A 20972-nucleotide genomic window follows, 5' to 3' on the forward strand; every position below is an offset into this window, starting at 1 on the left:
TAAAAATGACGCAGTTTACGGTGGTTGAGTCGTTCGGTATGCTTCGCTTTGTTTACTCTGCCCGCTATTTTTATGGTTGAAAGAGGAAGAGACTCAAAAGCCATAAGTTAATCAATAATCCACTCAGCAATTAACGTGTTTTTTGATGATACTGTGCTGCGTAAGTGGATTTGATAAAGATTAGCGGGGATTCCTATTGTTGGCTCTGTCTTTTTCAACGCTGGTAAAGTATGGAGATGAAGCGACAAAGCCCCTCGTCAGCTAGTTATAAGCCAATCAGTAGTTCACTTAGCAATTAATTTGTTATCTATAACTCTTTTTATCATCGTTAATCAATAATCGGCTTAGCAATTAACAGGGGTTATCACATTGCTTATTGTTCCCACGCTTTTATTCTGCTTTTTACCATTCAATTGATTGCGTCTATGCATAGATAGTCGCTATAGCGATAAATCTATTTATGGAGTAGGTAGGTTAAAAGATAGGTGGCTTTCATTTACGGCTACTTTTTATCTCATTAGTAATAGATAAATTATGATCTATTAAAAATAATAATGACTTAACGTAATTATCTGGCTTGTTTGTTCTGATCCCGTTATATAATATTTATCAATTTTATGGTTTTTATGGTTTTAATTAATAGGTCAGAAATGTCCATTTTTTAAACGGTAAAGCTATAAAAATCAATAAATAAAAGAATATTAATTAATTTTACTCATATGATAAAACCTTATTCTGTGAGCGAATATTGAGTAAAAAAACAGGCAATTGTTTATTTTTTTATATAAAAATTGTTAAATTGATGTTTCATTTACTTGCATTTATACTGATTCAAAGTCGTTAATGGTGTATCTAGTTATCATGTTATCGATGAAGTTTGCTTATAAATGAAATTCTCAAAGGAAAGAAACTCGCGTTCTGATACGAAAGATAGACCGACTAAGCAAGTTATACCTTCTTATGCGTTGTATTTCTTGTAAACAAAACCTCTGTACCAAAGGTGGATCACATGAATAAAACAAAAAGCGCTAACCATAAAATTTTTGATCAAATCCTTTCTGTGAATAATCAGAAAGAGAAAGAATTTAACAATGGCCAAGATGGTGCAACGATTCTTTCTTTATTAGTGATGTTTTTTGTACCCTTTTTACTGCTAAATGCTGCGAGAGGCTTCCTTGGAATTGAGTATAGTTTTGCGTCCGTTGTGGGTATGTTAGCAATCAGTGGGATTATCACAGTAGCATTGTTTAAAATGCTAAAATTAGGTTCCCTATTTGCAGATAAACATGTTGTATTAGACCAATTACTTTCTCGTTATACGCCGAAAAATAAACAAGAATTCAAAAAATTACAAGAAGAGAGAAAAACAAATTCGGTTGAGTTTTATTCACTTGTAGAAAATTGGGCTGATGTAGAAAGACAACACTACGCAAGATAACAACGAATAACGAAAACAAAAATAAGTCCTTAAATATTATCAATATCCTTCTCTTCTCTATGTAGAAAGAAGGATTTTTTTTGCTTTGGTGAACTTACTATGGATTTTATTCAGGCTATAAACTTAAAGAGGTAAGGACAAAATTATAACCACCTACATAGAGGGTAGTTTGCTCTAGGCCTATAAAGGCTTGTTACCGACAGCGTCTAAATGACGCTTCTAGTTGTGTGTCTTTGTTACTTTGTCTTTTACCCTTGAGGGGTCTATATGCTCTTTCGTTCTCAGTTTATCTGAGATTAAATCTGGCTTTTCTTGCTCTTTGATATACTTCTGAATTGTTGCTTCATTTAGCCCTACCGTACTTACATAGTAGCCTTCTGACCAAAACTTCCTATTGCCAAATTGATATTTTAAATTCGCATGTCTATCAAAGTTCATCAATGAACTTTTACCCTTCAAATACCCCATAAAGCTTGAAACACTTAGCTTTGGGGATACTGACTAGCATATGAACATGATCTGGCATCAGATGGCCTTCGATTATTTCAACGCCTTTATACTTACAAAGGTCTCGTAAAATCTCACCTGCTCTTGAGCGAATATTATTAAAAATCACTTTCCGTCTGAATTTCGGCGAAAAGACGATATGGTATTTACACAGCCACTAAACTGGTTAAAGCCTTAAATAAAAAAACGGCTCGATATTCTGAGCCGTTTTGGGTGGCAATTAGGTGATGCTAGTGTGATTTACCTTGTTCGATACCCAAACCAATTTGTGAGCGAATAAACTGCTCTTTAAAGCGTTCTCTTTCCATTTTTCCTTGTTCTGAATTATCAGTCACAGAGAATAACCATGAAGCAATGAAAGCAACAGCCATGGAGAAAATAGCAGGGTATTCATAAGGATAGATTGGTTTTTCATGATGAAGGATACTGACCCAGATGGTTGGTCCTAAAATCATCAAGACAACCGCGGTAATTAACCCGAACCAACCGCCTGCTAATGCACCGCGAGTGGTGAGTTTGCGCCAGTACATGGACAGTAAAATAATCGGAAAGTTACAACTGGCTGCAATGGAAAATGCCAAACCAACCATGAAGGCAATGTTTTGTTTTTCAAACAAAATACCTAGGCCAATTGCAACAAAACCTAAGATCACGACTGTAATTTTTGAGACGCGTAATTCGTCTTTTTCGTCTGCTTTACCATTCTTCATTGCCATCGCATAAAGGTCATGGGATACCGCTGAAGCACCAGCAAGCGTTAAACCTGCAACAACCGCAAGGATAGTGGCGAAAGCAACTGCAGAAATAAAGCCAAGGAAGAAGTTACCACCAACGGCATCAGCAAGGTGAACTGCTGCCATATTGGTACCGCCAATCAGCGCGCCTGCTGCATCTTTAAATGCAGGGTTTGAGCTGACAAGGACAATCGCACCGAAACCAATAATGAAGGTTAATATGTAGAAGTAACCGATAAATCCTGTTGCATAGAACACGCTCTTACGGGCTTCTTTTGCATCACTAACTGTGAAGAAGCGCATAATAATATGAGGAAGACCTGCCGTACCGAACATCAAGGCTAAGCCGAGTGATAAAGCAGATATTGGGTCGGAAACGAGTCCCCCTGGGCTCATAATAGCAATGCCATTTTTATGAACGGCAACGGCTTCTTTAAATAAGGTATTAAAGTTAAAGCCGACGTGCTTCATGACCATTACTGCCATGAATGTGGCACCCGCTAATAATAAAATTGCTTTGATGATTTGCACCCATGTGGTCGCTAACATTCCACCAAACAGGACATATAGCACCATCAAGATACCGACAATCACAACAGCAACATGGTAATTTAGACCGAATAATAATTCGATTAATTTACCTGCACCTACCATTTGGGCAATGAGATAGAGTGCGACGACGACCAGTGAGCCTACTGCAGATAAAATTCGAATCGGTCTTTGTTTTAGTCGATAGGATGCAACGTCTGCGAAAGTGTATCGACCTAAATTACGTAAGCGCTCAGCAATTAAGAATAGAATGATCGGCCAGCCAATTAAGAAACCAATTGAGTAGATCAGCCCATCATAACCAGAAGTATAAACCAGCGCAGAGATCCCTAAGAAGGAGGCGGCGGACATAAAGTCCCCAGCAATTGCCATCCCATTTTGGAAGCCTGTAATTTTCCCACCTGCTGTATAGTAATCAGAGCGAGAACGCGTTCTTTTCGACGCCCAATAAGTGATATATAACGTAAATCCGACGAACAACAAGAACATCACAATAGCTTGAATATTGACAGGCTGACGTTCAACATCCCCTGTCAATGCATCGGAAAATGCCATTGATGAGGTAAAAAAGAGAATGAGTGAGAGCAAAGATTTCATTTTTCTACCTCTTTTAAAATTTCGGTCGTTAAACGGTCGTATTCACCATTAGCACGGATAACGTATAGCCCAGTTAACACAAACGAAATGACGATCAGTCCAACACCCACAGGGATCCCCCTAGTGATATATGAACCTTCCGCAATTGGTGTACCTAACCAGCTAGGGTCAAAAGCGATAAGAAAAATAAAACCAACATACAGGACAAGCGTTATTACTGATAACAACCATGAAAAGCGACTACGTTTTCTAACCAGTTCTTTGAAGCGAGGGTTATCCTCTACCTTTTCGTAAGCAGTAGCATTCATCAGAGTTCTCCTCTGTTATACTCGTCATACTTCAAGTTGCAGCTTTGTTGACTTCACTCACTCACACGAGTCACATACTTATGCATGCTCCTCGTGATTTGTTCGCTTGTCGCCTAGCTGCACCTCGAATTATTTAGAGTAAACCATCTTGTTGGGATGTATGTAAGGCCGCCTCTATGAGTTGGCCTTTTGGCGTTATGACATACTCATAGACTGTTTTTCTTCGAGTAGTTTTTCGACAACACCTGGATCTGCCAGCGTGGAGGTGTCTCCAAAGTTGCTGGTGTCCCCTGATGCAATTTTTCGTAGGATACGGCGCATGATTTTACCAGAACGGGTTTTCGGCAAAGAATCCGTCCAGTGAAGAACATCTGGCGTTGCGATTGGGCCTATTTCTTTACGTACCCAATTACGAACTTCGGTGTACAGCTCAGGAGAGGGTTCAACTCCCGATATTAATGTGACATAGGCATAGATTGCCTGCCCTTTAATATTATGAGGGATACCAACCACAGCGGCCTCTGCTACTTTTGGATGTGAGACGAGGGCGGATTCAATCTCTGCGGTTCCTAAACGGTGACCTGAGATATTCAATACATCGTCAACGCGGCCTGTGATCCAGTAATAACCATCTTCATCACGACGAGCACCATCCCCACTAAAGTACATGCCTTTAAAGGTAGAGAAATAGGTTTGCTCGAAGCGTTCGTGATCGCCAAATAAAGTACGGGCTTGACCTGGCCATGAATCGACAATGACTAAGTTACCTTCGGTTGCCCCGTCGATAGGTTCACCGAGGTTATCCACGAGTGCAGGACGGACACCAAAGAAAGGTAATGTAGCGGAACCTGGTTTTAACATAGTTGCGCCTGGCAGCGGCGTGATCATAAAACCACCCGTTTCGGTTTGCCACCATGTATCGACCACAGGGCAACGGCTGTTACCAATTTTCTTGTAGAACCATTCCCATGCTTCAGGGTTAATTGGCTCGCCAACAGAACCAAGAATACGTAATGAACTACGGTCGGTACCTTCAATCGCTTTGTCGCCTTCCGCCATTAATGCACGGATAGCGGTTGGTGCGGTATAAAGAATATTGACTTGGTGCTTATCAACGACCTGACTCATTCGATTAACGGATGGGTAATTTGGCACACCCTCAAACATCACGGTTTTTGCGCCATTGGATAATGGCCCATAGAGTAAGTAGCTATGACCCGTTACCCAGCCTACATCCGCAGTACACCAGTAGACTTCACCTGGATGGTAGTCAAAGGTATATTTAAATGTGAGTGTGGCATAAACCAGATAACCGCCAGTGGTGTGAAGAACCCCTTTGGGTTTGCCTGTTGAGCCAGAGGTATACAGAATGAACAACGGATCTTCCGCGCTCATTTCCTCTGGTGGGCAATCAGCGCTAACGCCTTGAGTGACATCATGCCACCATAAGTCGCGTCCTTCTACCCAGCTTGGAACATTGCCTGTACGTTGGTAGACAATGACATTCGCAACAGTAGTGACTTGCGGGTTAGCTAGTGCGTCATCCACATTTTTCTTCAATGGAATCGCACGCCCTGCGCGTAAGCCTTCATCTGCGGTGATAATCAGCTTCGCTTTACAGTCAATAACGCGACCAGAGACCGCCTCAGGAGAGAAGCCCGCAAAAATGACTGTATGGATAGCACCAATACGTGCACACGCTAGCATGGCGACCGCCGCTTCGACGACCATTGGCATGTAAATCGCCACGACATCCCCTTTGCGGATGCCTTGTTTCTTTAAGACGTTCGCAAACTGGCTCACATCATGATGCAGTTCGCGGTAAGTGACATTTTTTGACGATGAAGGATCATCGCCTTCCCAAATAATCGCTACTTGATCGCCTTTTTCAGCCAGGTGGCGATCCAAGCAGTTTGCACTTAAATTTAAAGTGCCATCTTCAAACCAGCGGATATCAATATGACCAGGGTCAAAAGAGGTATTTTTGACACGGGTATATGGTTTAATCCAATCAACGATTTTTCCTTTTTCGCCCCAAAATCCTTCAGGGTCTTGAATCGAACGTCGGTACTCATCGTTATACTGTTGTTCTGTAATCAGGGCATTTTTTGCAATTTCAGCAGGAACGGGATGTTTAGTTATTTGAGTCATATTATTATCTCCTTGCAGATGTTAATACTATGTCAAAAAATAGTTAACTAAAGCACGAAATATAAATTTGTTTTTCTTTTGCGCGGAAGATCACGTATTAATTGTAATGAGATTTGCAGGATTATCATTTGATGCTAAATCCCATATTGAAATATTAACCTGAAAATATTGAAATTGTTGGATGTAAAGAAAAATAAATCGTGCAGATATTGGTATTAGTTACTGTATAAACTAATTCTCATAGGGAATGCAAAAGACCACAATTTTAACATGGGTTTGATAATGATTTTCATTAACAGTAAAATAACTATAATAGAAAGAAATTCACAAGGTGCGAAACTACGCAAGTGCCATACCCTATGAACCTTGTGGTGAAAATGAGAAACATAGTGGTATTTACGTCACTGGAGACAATAAAATGAGTTATACATTACCAGCTTTACCTTATGCTTATGATGCGTTGGAACCACATTTTGACAAGCAAACCATGGAAATCCACCACACTAAGCACCATCAAACCTATGTGACTAACACCAACACGGCGTTAGAAAAATTACCTGAATTAGCAGGTCTTGATATTGACGTTCTCATTCAAAAATTAGACCAAATTCCAGCTGATCAACGTACTTTTGTGCGTAACAATGCGGGTGGCCACTCAAACCACAGCATGTTCTGGAAAGGTTTGAAATTAAACACTGAATTAAAAGGCGACCTGAAAGCGGCTATCGAGCGTGATTTTGGTAGCGTTGATGCATTCAAAGAGCTATTTGAGAAAGCTGCAGCAACTCGCTTTGGTTCTGGTTGGGCGTGGCTGGTTCTGAAAGATGACGGTAAATTAGCCGTTGTATCAACTGCTAACCAAGACAGCCCATTAATGGGTGAAGCGATTTCTGGCGCTTCAGGCTACCCAATCATTGGTTTAGATGTGTGGGAACATGCATATTACCTGAAATTCCAAAACCGTCGTCCTGATTACATCAAAGCGTTCTGGTCAGTGGTTAACTGGGATGAAGCAGCGGCACGTTTTGCAGCAAAAGCTAAATAATTAGACTTTTTAATTAAGTCACAAGTGGGCGTAGCATCGATGGTGCTGCGCCTTTTTTATTTCCTGTCCATTTGATTGTTATCTCGATTGGCATTCTTTATGATAAGGGCTTCGTCACCAATTTATGTGGAGAGCGCCGCCCATGTCATTCTTACCCCAAGTCTTTATCGGTAAAGTCCAAGCAACGCAATCTTGCGGTCGAAGTGCGATTCATAAACATGCGGTAGATGGGTTATTGGCGTTGGGACAGCTTGGGTTAGAGGGCGATGAGCAAGCAGAAACACGTTTTCATGGCGGGCCTGATAGAGCGCTATGCCACTATCCTCGTGACCATTATGAATTTTGGCTAAATGCGTATCCTGAACAAGACGATTTGTTTATGGCATCAACATTTGGTGAAAATATATCCACGATGGGAATGACCGAAGAGAATGTATTTATTGGCGATATCTATGCATGGGGAGATGCGCGAATTCAGGTTACTCAACCCCGCTCTCCTTGCTATAAGCTCAACGGCCTAACTGGTGTGGAAAACTTCGCTCAAATCATGCAAGACAACGGCCGTTGTGGGTGGTTATATCGCGTAATTAAAACGGGGAATGTCAGTGCTAATTCACCAATAACCCTATTGAGCCGCAACAGTGAGGTTTCAGTACAAGAGGCGATAATGATTGCATTTCACGCCCCTTATGATGAACAGCTATATCATAGACTCCTCAGTGCAGCGGGGTTATCTGCCAGTTGGAGCCTAACGATGCAAAACCGCCTCGATAATCATCGTATTGAAGAATTTAGCCACCGTTTATTTGGTAAACGGAGTTAGGAGTGACCGATAAATTGCTGGTACCAAGGCGTACCAGTCATAAGTTCCGCATGGCTGCCTTGAGCAATAATCTCTCCATCTTCCATATACACGATGTTATCTGCTAAACACGCAAGGTGAGGGTGATGGGTGACGACAATACGTGTTTGTTGTGTGGCCTGAGTAATGAGTTCAATCACTGACGCAGTATTGATGTTATCAAGGCTTGCTGTTGGTTCATCCATTAAAATGATGTCTGGATGGCGAAGAAGTAGCCGTGCAATACATAGGCGCTGTTTTTGCCCACCTGAAAGTGCCATACCACTCGCGCCGACGTCTCGGTTTAAAAAATCAGGAATATCCTCAAAATTTAACAGTGAAAGCAGAGTGTTAACCTCTCGGTCATCAATATTAGGCTCTTCTAATGTTAGGTTTTGGCGTACATTACCGCGAAATAGCGCGCTGTTTTGCAATAAAACCCCCCGCTTTGAACATAATGCTTCTTGGGATAACTCCATCAGGTTTTTATTACCGTAACTGACGGCACCCTGAGTCGGATCTTGCAGACGAGCGAGTAAGCTTAAGAGTGTGCTTTTCCCTGCGCCAGATGGGCCAACGATGGCTGTGAAAGTATTATGAGTAAAATTGACAGTAAGATTATTTAAAATTCGTTTCTTTTCATCATTATAGAAAGATAATTGTTGGCAACGGATATCGTTACTTTCAGGTGCAGGGGCTCGATAGGGAAACGTTAATTCAGGGGTAATCAATGCGGATTCGACCTGTTTAATCGATTGTTTTGCTTGTCTTACTGATTGATTTAAATGCGAAAGAAGCCAAAGAGGTTCAATAAACCGTGCTAATAACACCATCCCAGCTAACCATAAGCTCAATGGCATGTCACCCTGGTTCATTTCTTGAATACCTAAATAAAATAAAGCGATAAAAATGACTTGTATAGTGCCTGAAAATAGTAAATGGAATGGCAAACTTTGGCGCTGTAATTGTTTTTGTGTTTGGTACTGTGACGTTAATGCACAGGTGAGTTGTTGGTGTTGTATCTGGCTTACCCCAGCTCGCCGGATTAGCGGCTGGTGGAGCGCAAATTGGTCGAGTTGGCGAATAACATCTTGTTCAGATGCATGGGTTTGTTGCTCAAAAAAAGCCATTTTTTGTCCGCAAAGGCGTAAGGTAAATAATAAAACCAACCCAACAAATAAAAGTATGCATCCAAAAATAGGTTGGTAGAGAAATACGCCTAATACGACAGTAAATGGCGTGATTAGTCCGCTAATTATGGGGTGCAATAAATGAGCGGGAACTGACATAATGTGTGAAACAGGCCCAGCCACTAGGTGATTGACATTTTTTATTGGCTGTAATGACAAGGGTAAGTGGCGAATTAACGCGTTAGCAAGGTAGCGCATCACTAATCCCCCCGCTAAATAGCCTTTTTGGGTGGCAATAAAGGTGATCATGACGGACATCAGACTGCATACCGTCAGTAAAGTCGTCGGTACTATGATGTCTGATGACCAACTGAAAATAACATATACCAGTAATAACCCGCAGATCCCATCTAAAATAGCCGCAAATACCATCCAAAAAATGGCGCTGCGCACCGTATACAATAAGGATTTAAGCATGGTTTTCCTCCAAAGCACGCAGTAATTGCTGATAATCCATTGATGTATTTGCTAAGTCTTCGTGGGTACCTTGGGCAATTAGCTGGCCTTCTTTCAGTAGCAAGACTCGATTAGCGAGGTTTAAGCTGCCTAGATGATGAGTCACTAATACGCAAGTTCTCGCGTCAGATTGCAGTAGTGACAATACTCGTTGAGCATTTTGTGGGTCTAATGCAGAGGTGGGTTCATCGAACAGCAATAATGGTGCAGGAGATAATAAAGCTCGGGCAATGGCGAGCCGCTGAGATTCTCCACCCGATAACAGCATCTCTTTTCCAATCACACTATCGAGGCCTTTAGGGGATTGTTGCACCAGTGGCAATAAATTGAGGGCTTCAAGGTAGTGGTTCATGTCACTTTCTGTGGCGTGAGGGGCGAAAAGCTGTAAGTTTTCCCTTAGTGAGCAGGGCATTGGCTGCGGGTTTTGCATTACAATGGCAACTTGTTGATTTAACGCGGTTAACGAGAGTTCAGGTAACGGTATTTGGTTAAATAAAACAGTACCTTGTGAAGGGTCTAAAAAACGAGCCATGAGCTGTAATAATGTACTTTTTCCTGCACCCGAAGGCCCGACTATCGTGATGAGTTCACCATTAGCAATATCGATATCAACTTGAGATAAAAGGGTTTTGTCACTAAGTACAACGCTAACTTGAGTCAGTTGGAGGTGGCAAGCTATAGTATCGAGCGTTTTTTTGCCGTAGTGCATTTCAGGCTCATTCAATAATTTTTCAATACGTTGTGAGGCACTGACCGCAAGGTTTAATGCATCAGCACCGTGCCCCATAGCTGCAACGGGTGTAGCTATGCTTTGTATTAATAAAATAAATAGAATAACTTGCGCGAGTGAAATGGGGCTGGGAAGCAATATCGCCCCCAAAATAACCCAGAAAGACAGTAAGGTGGCACTGATACCGATTTGGGTGAGTGAACTTAATGCACCAATTTTACCAATCCAACGCATAAAAGCGGTTTCAAAATCTTTCAGTGCGAGTGATGCTCGTTTTTGTATCCCTTGGTTTGGGTATTGCCTAGTGAGTAAAGGGTTATCGGCTAATTCAGCATATTGGCTATAGAGGTGCCTTATGGTTTCATTGCGAGCGGTATATAAGTGTTGGTAGCGTGGTGCTTGCATTGCGCGGAACAAAAAAACTGCGGCAACTAAAGGGGTAAGGCAAAAAAGTGTGAGTAATACGTTTTGCCAGAGCAAAATGAGTATGGCAACAACGGGTACGATCATCAGTTTGGTGAGATCGGCAGGCGCGTGAGCCGTTAATTGGTGGAGATAGCGCACATCACGGTCAATCACCTGTGAAATACCCTCTCTCCCTTGCTGGGTGAAGTGATTTAAGGGTAATTTTCCTATTTTATCAATTAGTTGTAATTGAAGTTGGTGGCACAAACGGTTGTCTGTTTGGTGAGTGAGGTACATGGCGAGCGTTTGGCAAATTAACCAGCTTATTCCCCCAATGCAGGCGATAATGACCCAGTGGATATATTGATGAACGGGTGATACGGCAATTTGGCTGATGGCTACCCATGGTATGAGAGAGCAAAGACCTGCGATGGCTTGTAAAATCACAGCAACCAGTAAAATTGAGCGGTAGGGACGAAGCAATGTCCAAAGTGCGCGGTACATACAAACCTCCATAGCGAATCTATCACTGTAATTTATTTAGCTTTATTTAAGGGATTTAGTTGTTTTGCTGACCAGACTATTTGTTTTGTTTGCAGGGCAGAAAAGAGTGACGTTTCCTGTGTTTTGAGTAAGATAACGAAATGACATCGCAAGAGGATTGGGGAAAGTAAGATGCAATATGATTTAAATGACCTCTATTACTACGTCAAAGTGGTCGAACATGGCGGCTTTTCCCAAGCAGGTTTAGCATTAGGGATCCCAAAATCCAAGCTGAGCCGACGTATTGCCGATTTAGAACAAAAGCTCAATGTTTCATTAATTTACCGCTCAACACGTCAATTTCATGTCACGGAAGTGGGGCAAGTATTTTACCAGCAGTGTAAAAATGTGGTGGATGAAGCGGAAGTTGCCCATGAATTGATTTGTTCTGTTCAGTCACACCCTAAAGGCACGATAAAGCTATCGTGCCCAGTTGCGTTATTACAAGTTTATCTCAACGAATTACTTATTGATTTTATGGTGCAATACCCTGATATCGATATACAGATTTTAGCCGTTAACCGCCCCGTCGATGTCATTAGTGAAGGGCTGGATTTAGCCCTTCGCGTGCGTTCATTACCGTTAGATGATTCAGGACTAATGATGAAAGTATTGGGGTATTCACGGCGAATATTGGTGGCTAGCCCACAATTATTTGCAGAGCAAGGTGCACCCGTTGAGCCTGAAAAGCTGGTGGATTACCCTATTTTGGCGAATACAGAACATTCACAGAATTACACACTGACCTTAAAAAATAGCGATGATCTCAGCTTTACGCAGCATTTCACCCCTAAGTTAGCGACGACTGATGTATTAACCTTGTACCGTGCGGCACTCAAGGGGATTGGTATTGCGAGATTACCTTATGGGGTGGTGGAAAAGGAAATTGCGTCGGGGGAGCTGGTGGAAGTGTTGCCTGAATGGCGTTTCCCTGAAGATATTATTCATGCGGTTTATCCGTCACGTAAAGGGTTACTGCCATCAATCCAATTATTATTAAATTATTTAGCAGATAATATTTCACCGTTAGTGAAATAAAAATCCCCCGATAGCCTAGTGCTACCGAGGGATAATGCGTTATTTATTGCGTTTCAGGAATACGACCAAATTTACCACTGTTGAAGTCACTTACGGCTTCATTAATTTCTTCCATGCTATTCATAACAAATGGGCCATAACCAACAACAGGTTCATCAATAGGGTCGCCGCTTAATAGCAACACCAATGCGTCTTCTGTTGCTTCTAACACAATGTTGCTCTGCGTATCATCAAGGATCATCAGCTCGCCTTCATTTAAGGCAGAACGCCCATCAACAAATATCGAGCCACGTAGCATCACTAACCCTACATTACGACCAGATTTAGTCTGAATACCAACTGTTTTGCCTTTATTGAGCTGTAAATCCCAGACATCTAATGGGGTAAAGGTTTTTGCTGCCCCTTTATGACCTAAGTAATCCCCTGCGATAACGCGCAGTGTGCCTGCGTCATTGGGCAGCGTGACGTTCGGCATCGTTTGGCTTTCCAGTAGCTGGTAGCCAGGTGCGGCAGATTTGTCTTTTGCAGGCAAATTGACCCACAATTGCACCATATCAAGGGTACCGCCTTTTTTCATAAAGTCATCAGACTGGTATTCTTGGTGCAAAATACCCGATGCTGCCGTCATCCACTGAACATCCCCTGGGCCAATGACGCCACCTTCCCCCGTAGAATCGTGGTGAGCGACTTCCCCATCATAGACAATCGTGACCGTTTCAAACCCACGGTGTGGGTGTTCACCGACGCCACGATTCGCGGCATCTGAGCTTGGGAATGCAAATGGCCCTGCTCTATCGAGTAGTAAGAAAGGGTTTAGGTATTTCCCGTGGTTGCTGTAGCTAAACATTGAGCGAACAGGGAAACCATCACCAACCCAATGGCTCCGTGGAGATTGATAGATGCCAATAATTTTTTTCATGGTGAGACTCCTAATTCTGTTTTGATGAGCCAATCATAAAGCAGTGGTAAAACGTCGAGTAGTAGCAAAAATAGGTTTCATTGTTCTAATAAAGGAACAATTAGGGGTAGGGGTATTGTTCTATTTATAGAATAGTGTTTATCAAAACTCGGACTACTCAGCCTAAAATCGATGAATTAATCTAAATAACACGAAAAAAGAGCGAGTATCGTTCTATTTTTCATTCTAAATAGATTTCTTACTTCATCGATTGAGAGGCTTTATTATGAGTATTCCAGCGAATTTTAATGGTCAGCGTCCTGTTATTAACCCAGATGATGCAGTGATGTTATTAATTGATCACCAAAGCGGGCTTTTTCAAACTGTCGGTGATATGCCGATGACTGAATTGCGTGCTCGCGCCGCGGTTCTTGCCAAAATGGCTTCACTGGCAAAAATTCCAGTGATTACTACGGCTTCTGTACCACAAGGCCCAAATGGTCCTCTGATCCCTGAAATTCACCAAAATGCACCACATGCCCAATATATTGCGCGTCGTGGTGAAATCAATGCGTGGGACAACCCTGAATTTGTTGCAGCTGTGAAAGCGACAGGCAAAAAACAGCTGATAATTGCAGGCACCATCACCAGTGTTTGTATGGCTTTCCCTGCTATTAGTGCAGTGATGGATGGCTATCAAGTTTTTGTTGTGATTGATGCATCAGGCACTTACAGCAAAATGGCGCAAGAAATTACGTTAGCGCGCGTGGTTCAAGCAGGTGTAGTACCGATGGATACGGCGGCAGTTGCATCTGAGTTGCAAGGAACTTGGAACCGTGAAGACGCGGCGGAATGGGCGATGGCGTACACACAAATTTTCCCTGCTTATCAATTGCTGATCGAAAGCTACAGCAAAGCGCAGGACGTTTTGAAAAATAATGAACAATTAGATTCAGAACGTTAGTGCGCGATGACACCCACATTTAGCTTACAAAATTAAATCAGCCCGCCTTTATGAATGATAAAGGCGGGCTATTTGCAATTGTATTTGACCTTTAATCTGTCGAAGTTGTGTAATAAGCACATCATTAATTTCATAAATATCTAATGATGTATTTAATGCGCTTATAAACATGGGGGAATAGTTTCCCCCATTGATCCCGATTTAAACGGTGAATACTACAGCTGAGGACGTTTTACAAAGCCAATCGCTTCGTACACTTTGTCCAAGGTTTCCTGTGCACGAGCAGCGGCTTTGGTGGCACCTTCATCCATAATTTGGTTCAGCAATGCTTCGTTATCACGGAACTCATGGTAACGCGCCTGTAAGCCTGTCAGCATCTCAGATACCGCTTCTGCAACGGCACCTTTAAGATGACCGTACATTTGACCTTCAAATTCTGCCTCTAATTCTGCAATTTTCTTACCTGTCACACCAGCCATGATATCCAGCAAGTTGGAAACACCAGGTTTGTTTTCTAAATCATAACGAATGCGAGGCGGCTCTTCAGAGTCTGTCATGGCACGTTTGATTTTCTTCACAACCGATTTTGGGTCTTCAAGTAGTGCAATGACGTTATTGCGGTTGTCATCAGACTTGGACATTTTCTTGGTGGGATCTTGCAGTGCCATGACACGTGCACCGCCACCTGTTGGGATGAATGGATCTGGAACTGTGAAAATATCACCATAAATGGCATTGAAACGCTGTGCGATATCGCGGCTCAGTTCGAGGTGCTGTTTCTGGTCGATACCAACAGGTACTTGATTAGTTTGGTAAATCAAAATGTCCGCCGCCATCAATACGGGGTAATCAAATAAACCTGCGTTGATGTTTTCGGCATGGCGCGCTGATTTGTCTTTGAACTGCGTCATACGGCTTAATTCGCCGAAATAAGTGTAGCAATTCAGTGCCCAGCTGAGCTGTGCATGTTGTGGCACATGGGACTGTACGAAAATAGTACTTTTTTTCGGGTCAATGCCACAGGCTAAATAGAGCGCAAGGGTATCGAGGGTTCTTTTACGCAGTTCGACTGGGTCTTGGCGAACGGTGATTGCGTGTTGGTCAACGATACAGTAAATGCAGTCAAAATCATCTTGCATCTGTACCCACTGACGTAATGCACCCATGTAGTTACCGATGGTTAATTCACCGGAAGGCTGTGCGCCGCTGAATACGATAGGTTTCTGGGATTGCTTTAGTTTTTCAGTGGGAGTGCTCATTTTAAATTATGTCCTTGCTTATTTTATTTCAGATAAACCGATTGCAGGTAATAGGCCTGAAAAATGGGTTAACACGCAGTCAGGTTCAGTCAATGCAATAGATTCACCATAGTTATAACCGTAGGTCAGACCGACACACGGGCATTCAGCGTTTCGCGCTGCGATAATATCATTACGGGAATCACCGACAAAAAGCAATTCTTCTTTGCGTAAACCGAAAATCCCCATTGTTAAATAAAGGGGAGCAGGGTGCGGTTTTAAGGCTTTAACATCATCGCTGCCTAGCACAAGGGAGAAATAGTGGTCGATATTCAGTTTTTTTAGCAGTGGGGCAATGAAGGGAGTTGCTTTGTTTGTCACAATTCCCATTGGTAGCCCATGTTTTGCCAACTGTTCGAGCGTTTCTCTGACTTCAGGAAACAACTCGCTGCCTGTTGTGACAGACACGGCATAATATTTATCAAAGCTTTGGCGAGCTTGTTTTTGCAAATCAGGGGTGATGGTGGCATTAGCCCAAGTGAGCGCCCGTTCAACTAAGACATCGACACCATTACCAACCCAAACTGAGACGCGTTCTTTGCCCGCAGGGGGGAAACCAAAATCGTTTAGCATGTTGTCGATGGCTTCTGCTAAGCCACCTGCACTGTCAACAAGGGTTCCATCTAAATCGAAAGCAACGGCTTTGATATTCTCTAATACAACTTGAGTCATTGAGATACCTTTTGTAATTCAACACGCATTGCATCGATAACGGTTTTGTAATCTGGTTGATCGAAAATAGCCGAGCCTGCGACAAACGTGTCGGCACCCGCTGCGGCAATCTCTGCGATATTATTCACTTTCACTCCGCCATCGACTTCCAAACGAATATCATAACCACTTTCATCAATTAATTTACGGACTTGGCGCAATTTATTGAGGGTTTGTGGGATAAAGGATTGGCCACCAAAGCCCGGGTTAACCGACATCAGTAAAATCATGTCTACTTTGTCCATTACATAATCAAGGTAGCTCAGAGGGGTTGCTGGATTAAATACCAGGCCCGCTGTACAGCCGCTTTCTCTGATTAATTGCAATGAACGGTCAACGTGATCGCTGGCTTCAGGGTGAAAGCTAATGTGTGTTGCTCCTGCTTTTGCGAAATCAGGAATGATTCTGTCGACAGGTTTTACCATCAAATGCACATCAATTGGTGCGGTAATACCGTAATCACGCAATGCCTTACAAATCGGCGCACCAAAAGTCAGATTAGGAACATAATGGTTATCCATAACATCAAAATGCACGATATCTGCACCTGCCGCGAGAACCTTGGCGGTATCTTCGCCTAAACGGGCAAAGTCAGCAGATAAAATAGATGGGGCAATGAGGAAGTTTTTCATTATTGTCTCCGAGTATTAGTCGTTATCTGAGAGCCATTCAGCGCTAGGTACAGGTTGTTGCGTTTTTTTCTTATTCGTTTTTCTAGGAGAAAGGCTATTAAGTTCATTCGTATATAAAGCCAGTAATTCATTGACTTTACTACGGTTTAATATATTTCTACTAATGGTGCGACGTACTTTAACAATATGCAATTGAGCTTGATGATACCACTCTCTGGTTGAGGGGGTATCATGATTTGATATCAACACAGGGATTTTGCTTTCTGTTGATAGTTTATGTGCCAAAATCGCCAAATTTTGTTGTTCTAGCGCACTAAATGAATTGGTGTGGTAAGCCGTAAAATTAGCGGTCTCAGACAGTGGTGCATAAGGGGGATCGCAATATATGACGGAGCCCTCCCTTGCATTTAACAAGGTTTCACCATAGTGCTGGGTGATAAAGGTGGCTTGTTGCGCTTTTTCGGCAAACCACAAAAGTTCTTCTTTGGGGAAGTAGGGTTTTTTATAGCGGCCAAAAGGCACGTTAAATTCACCCTTTGAATTATAACGGCACAAACCATTATAACAGTGGCGATTTAAGTATAAAAAAAGCACGCTGCGCTTTTCCGTATCATCGGAGTTATTAAACGCTTCGCGCATCAAATAATACTGTTCTGAGGTATTAAATTCAGGTGTGAAGATGCGCTGGGCTTCTTCAATAAAAAAGTCAGTTCGGTGTTTAACTGTATTATAGAGATTGATGAGGTCACTGTTAATGTCTGCCAGTATGTATGAATTATAACTGGTATTCAAAAACACTGACCCTGCACCAACAAAAGGCTCAATTAAGCAATCGCCTAGTGGAAGGTGTTTTTTAATTTCTTCCACTAGGGGGTATTTACCCCCAGCCCATTTTAAAAAAGCGCGTTTTTTTTTCATGCCGTCTTATTATTACAATCGTTTAGAGTAACTGCATTTCTACTCTGTCAGGACAACATAATGCGCCCGGGGGAAAACGTTGTTATTTTTGATCCTGTTTGACTTGTTTCATATTTCTCACCCACGGTTTTTTCGCTTGAACAGCAGCAGGTAATGTCCCTATTGCATTTTTTGCGTCAGTGACTGAGTTATAGTTACCGTGAATAAGAACATACCAAGTTTGCCCATTACGAATAGTTTTATAAACTTTGTAGTTGGCAAGTTTGTTTTCTTTTGCAAAAGCTTCCAATGTGTCTGAACGGCTGGCGCTACTTAATTGAAGCGTATAGCTTCCAGCAGGTGCAGACATAACATTACTGCTTTGATTATTGGTCGTTGCAGCGGCTTTTGTAGGTTGCTTCGGTTGAGTTGGTTGTTTCGGCTCTACCGTTTTAGGCGGTGTTCTTTCTGGTGCCACAGGTTTTACCGTTGGCTGTTGCTCAACAGGCTTCATAACAGGTGGGTTCAGTGGTGTCACATTCTGTGGCTGCGTTGTGTCTGGTGTAGAGACCTGGCCTTGGTTTAAGGCGTCAACAACATCACCTGGAATTTCGATTCGCTCACCTAAACCATTTGGCTGCGTTTGGCGCTCACCTTGGGTTGGGGTTGGTGTGATTTGTGAACCCGTAATTTCTTGGGCTTGTCCTTGCTGGGTTTGACCTTGAGAATTAGTCAACGAGGAAGAACCCGATAAATCAATGTTTTGCCCACTATTATTACTGGTTGTTTGCTGACGTTCGTGTTCTGTCGGGGCTTTTAATGCAGAACTGATGGCAATAATCAGTAGTAATAAAACAAGTACACCGACACCAATCATGATGTGCTGGCGTGATAAGGCAATTTTTGGTTTTACAGCCGTCGATTGACGAGAACGCCCTGTTGGCCTATCTGATGTATCTGGCCTAAGGTCATTTTGACCTTGTGGCTGGTTATCTGGTTTAAATTCGTCCATTTTCCTCTCCCGAATAAAATTTGCCCATAGTAGAGATAAAATGTCTCTTATCAGTACAACCTATAACGACCAAATAGAGCTTTATTGCTCACTTTTAAAGCATAGATTCTTTCACGATACCATACTAACCCGAATGGTATTTTTTGTATGCTTTTTTGAAGTTCGTGTAGAGGCGTAGGCATACCGTATAATTTAACGACTTTGAACTGCATCTACCAGTAACATTTTAAAACACCAGTATAAATTAGGCATTTTCTTTGTTTTTGGCGATGCACAAGGCCATTTTGTCATAATTTTATGGTGTACAGGATGTTATTGCGGCAATTACCGTTTGCGAATCAAGATCTGAACGCATTTCTGAGTGCCCGATAGTGGTTGGTAGGATTAAGTGTAATTTTCCCCCCATCACTTTTTTATCACGCATCATATGCGGTAGGTAATCATCCGGCTTCATTTGTGAAGGGCCTTTGACTGGGAGTGAGGCGCGTTCTAACAGTGTAATAACGCGTTGTGTTTGTGCTGGCGTTAATTGGCCAATCAATTCAGCGGTTTTAGCCGCCATGACCATTCCCGCAGCGACGGCTTCACCATGTAACCAGACACCGTACCCCATATGTGCTTCGATAGCATGGCCGAAGGTATGGCCTAGGTTAAGTAATGCTCTAAGGCCACTGGTTTCTTTTTCATCGGCAGCCACAACTTGTGCTTTGAGTTCACAGCAACGGCGGATACAGTAAGCCATTGCTTGGTTATCCAGAGCAACCAGTGAATCAATATTGTTTTCCAACCAAGTGAAAAATTCACCATCAAGGATGATGCCATATTTAATGACTTCAGCGAGGCCAGAAGCTAGCTCTCTTGGTGTGAGTGTTTTTAAGCAATCGAGGTCGATGACAACAGAGGCAGGCTGGTAAAATGCCCCAATCATATTTTTCCCTAATGGATGATTGACTGCGGTTTTACCGCCGACAGAAGAATCTACTTGAGATAGCAATGTCGTTGGAACCTGAATAAAGCGAACACCACGTTGATAGCTTGCAGCAGCGAAACCTGTCAAATCACCGATAACGCCCCCACCAAGAGCGATGAGGGTAGTATCGCGGTTATGGTGTTTTTCCAGTAATGCAGTAAATACATCATTCATAATAAACAATGATTTATACTGTTCGCCATCGGGTAGGGTGATGGAATCCACTTTGACACCAGAAGCCTCTAGAACACGTTTTATCTTCTCAAGATAAATGGGTGCCAGTGTTTCATTTGTCACTATCATTGCTCGTTGACCTGCAGCTAATGGCCAAAATGCACCTGTTTGGTTATATAACCCAGGGGCAATATTGATTGGATAACTGCGTTCGTCCAGCGTAACGGTGACCTTTTCCATCTTGTTCTACCTTGAATTCATTACTGACAAAATAACACGATGATAAATTAGTTTTTTTCTAACATTTCGATGATTTGGCTAGCAACGACTTTGGCGCTTTGTTCATCCGTATGAATAGTAATATCTGCGATTTCTTCATACATAGGGTTGCGTTCGTCAGCCAATTTCTCGAGTACTTCACGCGCAGGTTCATCAACCTGTAGCAGTGGTCGTTTTTTATCACGTTGTGTACGAGAAAGTTGCTTCTCAATTGTGGTTTCGAGATAGACAACGACACCGCGAGCGGATAAACGGTTACGGGTTTCTTTAGACTTAACAGAACCGCCACCTGTCGCTAATACAATGCCTTGTTTCTCTGTGAGTTCATTGATGATTTTTTCTTCGCGATCACGAAAGCCTTCTTCGCCTTCAAGGTCGAATACCCAGCCGACATCCGCGCCGGTGCGTTTTTCTATCTCGTGATCAGAGTCGAAAAACTCCATATTAAGCTGTTGTGCCAACTGACGGCCAATAGTGCTTTTGCCAGCGCCCATCGGTCCAACCAGAAAGATATTGCGTTTCTCTGCCATGTTTTTTGGTATTACTACGATTATTCGTTAATGAACCCGCCCCGCCAATAAAAAATTAGCAGCGGGACCTAAACT

General features: G+C 42.5%; 18 protein-coding genes and 1 pseudogene. 5 read left to right on the forward strand and 14 right to left on the reverse strand.

The window, feature by feature from the left end; all coding sequences use genetic code 11:
* Positions 1–1009 precede the first annotated feature (1009 nt).
* Complete coding sequence (locus tag PR808_RS04990) at positions 1010–1438, forward strand: hypothetical protein (protein ID WP_206085221.1); 429 nt, start codon at positions 1010–1012, stop codon at positions 1436–1438.
* Positions 1439–1657: 219 nt separating this feature from the next.
* Here PR808_RS04990 and tnpA read toward each other — a convergent pair.
* From tnpA to acs, 4 genes and pseudogenes are all read right to left on the reverse strand, one after another.
* Positions 1658–2099 (reverse strand): annotated as a pseudogene (gene tnpA / locus PR808_RS04995) (IS200/IS605 family transposase).
* A 76-nt stretch (positions 2100–2175) separates the two neighbouring features.
* On the reverse strand, positions 2176–3825 hold the full coding sequence (gene actP, locus PR808_RS05000) for a cation/acetate symporter ActP (RefSeq protein WP_206085220.1): 1650 nt from the start codon (positions 3823–3825) through the stop codon (positions 2176–2178).
* Positions 3822–4133: a DUF485 domain-containing protein gene (locus PR808_RS05005; RefSeq protein ID WP_206085219.1), complete on the reverse strand. Its 312-nt coding sequence runs from the start codon at positions 4131–4133 to the stop codon at positions 3822–3824. The genes actP and PR808_RS05005 overlap by 4 nt, the downstream gene beginning before the upstream one ends.
* 195 nt (positions 4134–4328) lie before the next feature.
* Positions 4329–6284: an acetate--CoA ligase gene (acs, locus tag PR808_RS05010; protein ID WP_272538843.1), complete on the reverse strand. Its 1956-nt coding sequence runs from the start codon at positions 6282–6284 to the stop codon at positions 4329–4331.
* Between the two features lie 418 nt (positions 6285–6702).
* Here acs and sodA point away from each other — a divergent pair, with 418 nt between their 5' ends.
* Together sodA and yiiM are read left to right on the forward strand one after the other, a co-directional pair.
* On the forward strand, positions 6703–7329 hold the full coding sequence (sodA, locus tag PR808_RS05015; protein ID WP_206085217.1) for a superoxide dismutase [Mn]: 627 nt from the start codon (positions 6703–6705) through the stop codon (positions 7327–7329).
* A 142-nt stretch (positions 7330–7471) separates the two neighbouring features.
* Positions 7472–8152, forward strand: coding sequence for a 6-hydroxyaminopurine reductase (yiiM, locus tag PR808_RS05020; RefSeq protein ID WP_272538844.1), 681 nt, complete (start codon positions 7472–7474; stop codon positions 8150–8152).
* On the opposite strand, the gene PR808_RS05025 is transcribed toward yiiM, so the two are convergent.
* Both PR808_RS05025 and PR808_RS05030 read right to left on the reverse strand, forming a co-directional pair.
* Complete coding sequence (locus tag PR808_RS05025; RefSeq protein ID WP_272538845.1) at positions 8149–9777, reverse strand: ATP-binding cassette domain-containing protein; 1629 nt, start codon at positions 9775–9777, stop codon at positions 8149–8151. The two genes, yiiM and PR808_RS05025, sit on opposite strands and share 4 nt — an antisense overlap.
* Positions 9770–11455, reverse strand: coding sequence for an ABC transporter ATP-binding protein (locus PR808_RS05030; RefSeq protein WP_272538846.1), 1686 nt, complete (start codon positions 11453–11455; stop codon positions 9770–9772). The genes PR808_RS05025 and PR808_RS05030 overlap by 8 nt, the downstream gene beginning before the upstream one ends.
* A gap of 171 nt (positions 11456–11626) precedes the next feature.
* Between PR808_RS05030 and PR808_RS05035 the strand changes: the two genes are divergently transcribed.
* Positions 11627–12532 carry a LysR substrate-binding domain-containing protein gene (locus tag PR808_RS05035; RefSeq protein WP_272538847.1) on the forward strand — a complete coding sequence of 302 codons (906 nt, stop codon included), beginning with the start codon at positions 11627–11629 and terminating at the stop codon, positions 12530–12532.
* A gap of 43 nt (positions 12533–12575) precedes the next feature.
* Here PR808_RS05035 and PR808_RS05040 read toward each other — a convergent pair whose 3' ends face one another.
* Positions 12576–13451 carry a pirin family protein gene (locus PR808_RS05040; protein ID WP_272538848.1) on the reverse strand — a complete coding sequence of 292 codons (876 nt, stop codon included), beginning with the start codon at positions 13449–13451 and terminating at the stop codon, positions 12576–12578.
* A gap of 265 nt (positions 13452–13716) precedes the next feature.
* Here PR808_RS05040 and PR808_RS05045 point away from each other — a divergent pair, with 265 nt between their 5' ends.
* On the forward strand, positions 13717–14394 hold the full coding sequence (locus PR808_RS05045) for a hydrolase (protein WP_206085211.1): 678 nt from the start codon (positions 13717–13719) through the stop codon (positions 14392–14394).
* 215 nt (positions 14395–14609) lie between these two features.
* On the opposite strand, the gene trpS is transcribed toward PR808_RS05045, so the two are convergent.
* The 7 genes from trpS to aroK all read right to left on the reverse strand — a co-directional run bounded on the left by trpS (position 14610) and on the right by aroK (position 20897).
* Positions 14610–15653: a tryptophan--tRNA ligase gene (gene trpS, locus PR808_RS05050; RefSeq protein ID WP_206085210.1), complete on the reverse strand. Its 1044-nt coding sequence runs from the start codon at positions 15651–15653 to the stop codon at positions 14610–14612.
* 18 nt (positions 15654–15671) lie between these two features.
* On the reverse strand, positions 15672–16364 hold the full coding sequence (locus tag PR808_RS05055) for a phosphoglycolate phosphatase (RefSeq protein ID WP_206085209.1): 693 nt from the start codon (positions 16362–16364) through the stop codon (positions 15672–15674).
* Complete coding sequence (gene rpe / locus PR808_RS05060) at positions 16361–17035, reverse strand: ribulose-phosphate 3-epimerase (RefSeq protein ID WP_206085208.1); 675 nt, start codon at positions 17033–17035, stop codon at positions 16361–16363. Before rpe ends, PR808_RS05055 begins: the two co-directional genes overlap by 4 nt.
* Positions 17036–17050: 15 nt before the next feature.
* Positions 17051–17953 (reverse strand): adenine-specific DNA-methyltransferase, encoded by a 903-nt coding sequence (gene dam / locus PR808_RS05065; RefSeq protein WP_206085207.1) that lies wholly within the window; start codon positions 17951–17953, stop codon positions 17051–17053.
* Positions 17954–18035: 82 nt separating this feature from the next.
* Positions 18036–18944 carry an SPOR domain-containing protein gene (locus PR808_RS05070; RefSeq protein WP_272538849.1) on the reverse strand — a complete coding sequence of 303 codons (909 nt, stop codon included), beginning with the start codon at positions 18942–18944 and terminating at the stop codon, positions 18036–18038.
* 295 nt (positions 18945–19239) lie between these two features.
* A complete protein-coding gene (gene aroB, locus PR808_RS05075; protein WP_272538850.1) occupies positions 19240–20328 on the reverse strand; it encodes a 3-dehydroquinate synthase in 1089 nt (362 codons plus the stop codon).
* Between the two features lie 47 nt (positions 20329–20375).
* A complete protein-coding gene (aroK, locus tag PR808_RS05080; RefSeq protein ID WP_047756505.1) occupies positions 20376–20897 on the reverse strand; it encodes a shikimate kinase AroK in 522 nt (173 codons plus the stop codon).
* Between the last annotated feature and the right edge of the window lie 75 nt (positions 20898–20972).

Origin of the sequence: Providencia sp. PROV197, from assembly GCF_028479625.1 — a bacterium.
GTDB lineage: Bacteria > Pseudomonadota > Gammaproteobacteria > Enterobacterales > Enterobacteriaceae > Providencia > Providencia vermicola.

What these genes read in the sequence shown, in the direction of transcription:
- PR808_RS04990 (WP_206085221.1), top strand. Translation starts at nt 1,010, where the DNA reads ATGAATAAAACAAAAAGCGCTAACCATAAAATTTTTGATCAAATCCTT.
- actP (WP_206085220.1), bottom strand. Translation starts at nt 3,825, where the DNA reads ATGAAATCTTTGCTCTCACTCATTCTCTTTTTTACCTCATCAATGGCA.
- PR808_RS05005 (WP_206085219.1), bottom strand. Translation starts at nt 4,133, where the DNA reads ATGAATGCTACTGCTTACGAAAAGGTAGAGGATAACCCTCGCTTCAAA.
- acs (WP_272538843.1), bottom strand. Translation starts at nt 6,284, where the DNA reads ATGACTCAAATAACTAAACATCCCGTTCCTGCTGAAATTGCAAAAAAT.
- sodA (WP_206085217.1), top strand. Translation starts at nt 6,703, where the DNA reads ATGAGTTATACATTACCAGCTTTACCTTATGCTTATGATGCGTTGGAA.
- yiiM (WP_272538844.1), top strand. Translation starts at nt 7,472, where the DNA reads ATGTCATTCTTACCCCAAGTCTTTATCGGTAAAGTCCAAGCAACGCAA.
- PR808_RS05025 (WP_272538845.1), bottom strand. Translation starts at nt 9,777, where the DNA reads ATGCTTAAATCCTTATTGTATACGGTGCGCAGCGCCATTTTTTGGATG.
- PR808_RS05030 (WP_272538846.1), bottom strand. Translation starts at nt 11,455, where the DNA reads ATGTACCGCGCACTTTGGACATTGCTTCGTCCCTACCGCTCAATTTTA.
- PR808_RS05035 (WP_272538847.1), top strand. Translation starts at nt 11,627, where the DNA reads ATGCAATATGATTTAAATGACCTCTATTACTACGTCAAAGTGGTCGAA.
- PR808_RS05040 (WP_272538848.1), bottom strand. Translation starts at nt 13,451, where the DNA reads ATGAAAAAAATTATTGGCATCTATCAATCTCCACGGAGCCATTGGGTT.
- PR808_RS05045 (WP_206085211.1), top strand. Translation starts at nt 13,717, where the DNA reads ATGAGTATTCCAGCGAATTTTAATGGTCAGCGTCCTGTTATTAACCCA.
- trpS (WP_206085210.1), bottom strand. Translation starts at nt 15,653, where the DNA reads ATGAGCACTCCCACTGAAAAACTAAAGCAATCCCAGAAACCTATCGTA.
- PR808_RS05055 (WP_206085209.1), bottom strand. Translation starts at nt 16,364, where the DNA reads ATGACTCAAGTTGTATTAGAGAATATCAAAGCCGTTGCTTTCGATTTA.
- rpe (WP_206085208.1), bottom strand. Translation starts at nt 17,035, where the DNA reads ATGAAAAACTTCCTCATTGCCCCATCTATTTTATCTGCTGACTTTGCC.
- dam (WP_206085207.1), bottom strand. Translation starts at nt 17,953, where the DNA reads ATGAAAAAAAAACGCGCTTTTTTAAAATGGGCTGGGGGTAAATACCCC.
- PR808_RS05070 (WP_272538849.1), bottom strand. Translation starts at nt 18,944, where the DNA reads ATGGACGAATTTAAACCAGATAACCAGCCACAAGGTCAAAATGACCTT.
- aroB (WP_272538850.1), bottom strand. Translation starts at nt 20,328, where the DNA reads ATGGAAAAGGTCACCGTTACGCTGGACGAACGCAGTTATCCAATCAAT.
- aroK (WP_047756505.1), bottom strand. Translation starts at nt 20,897, where the DNA reads ATGGCAGAGAAACGCAATATCTTTCTGGTTGGACCGATGGGCGCTGGC.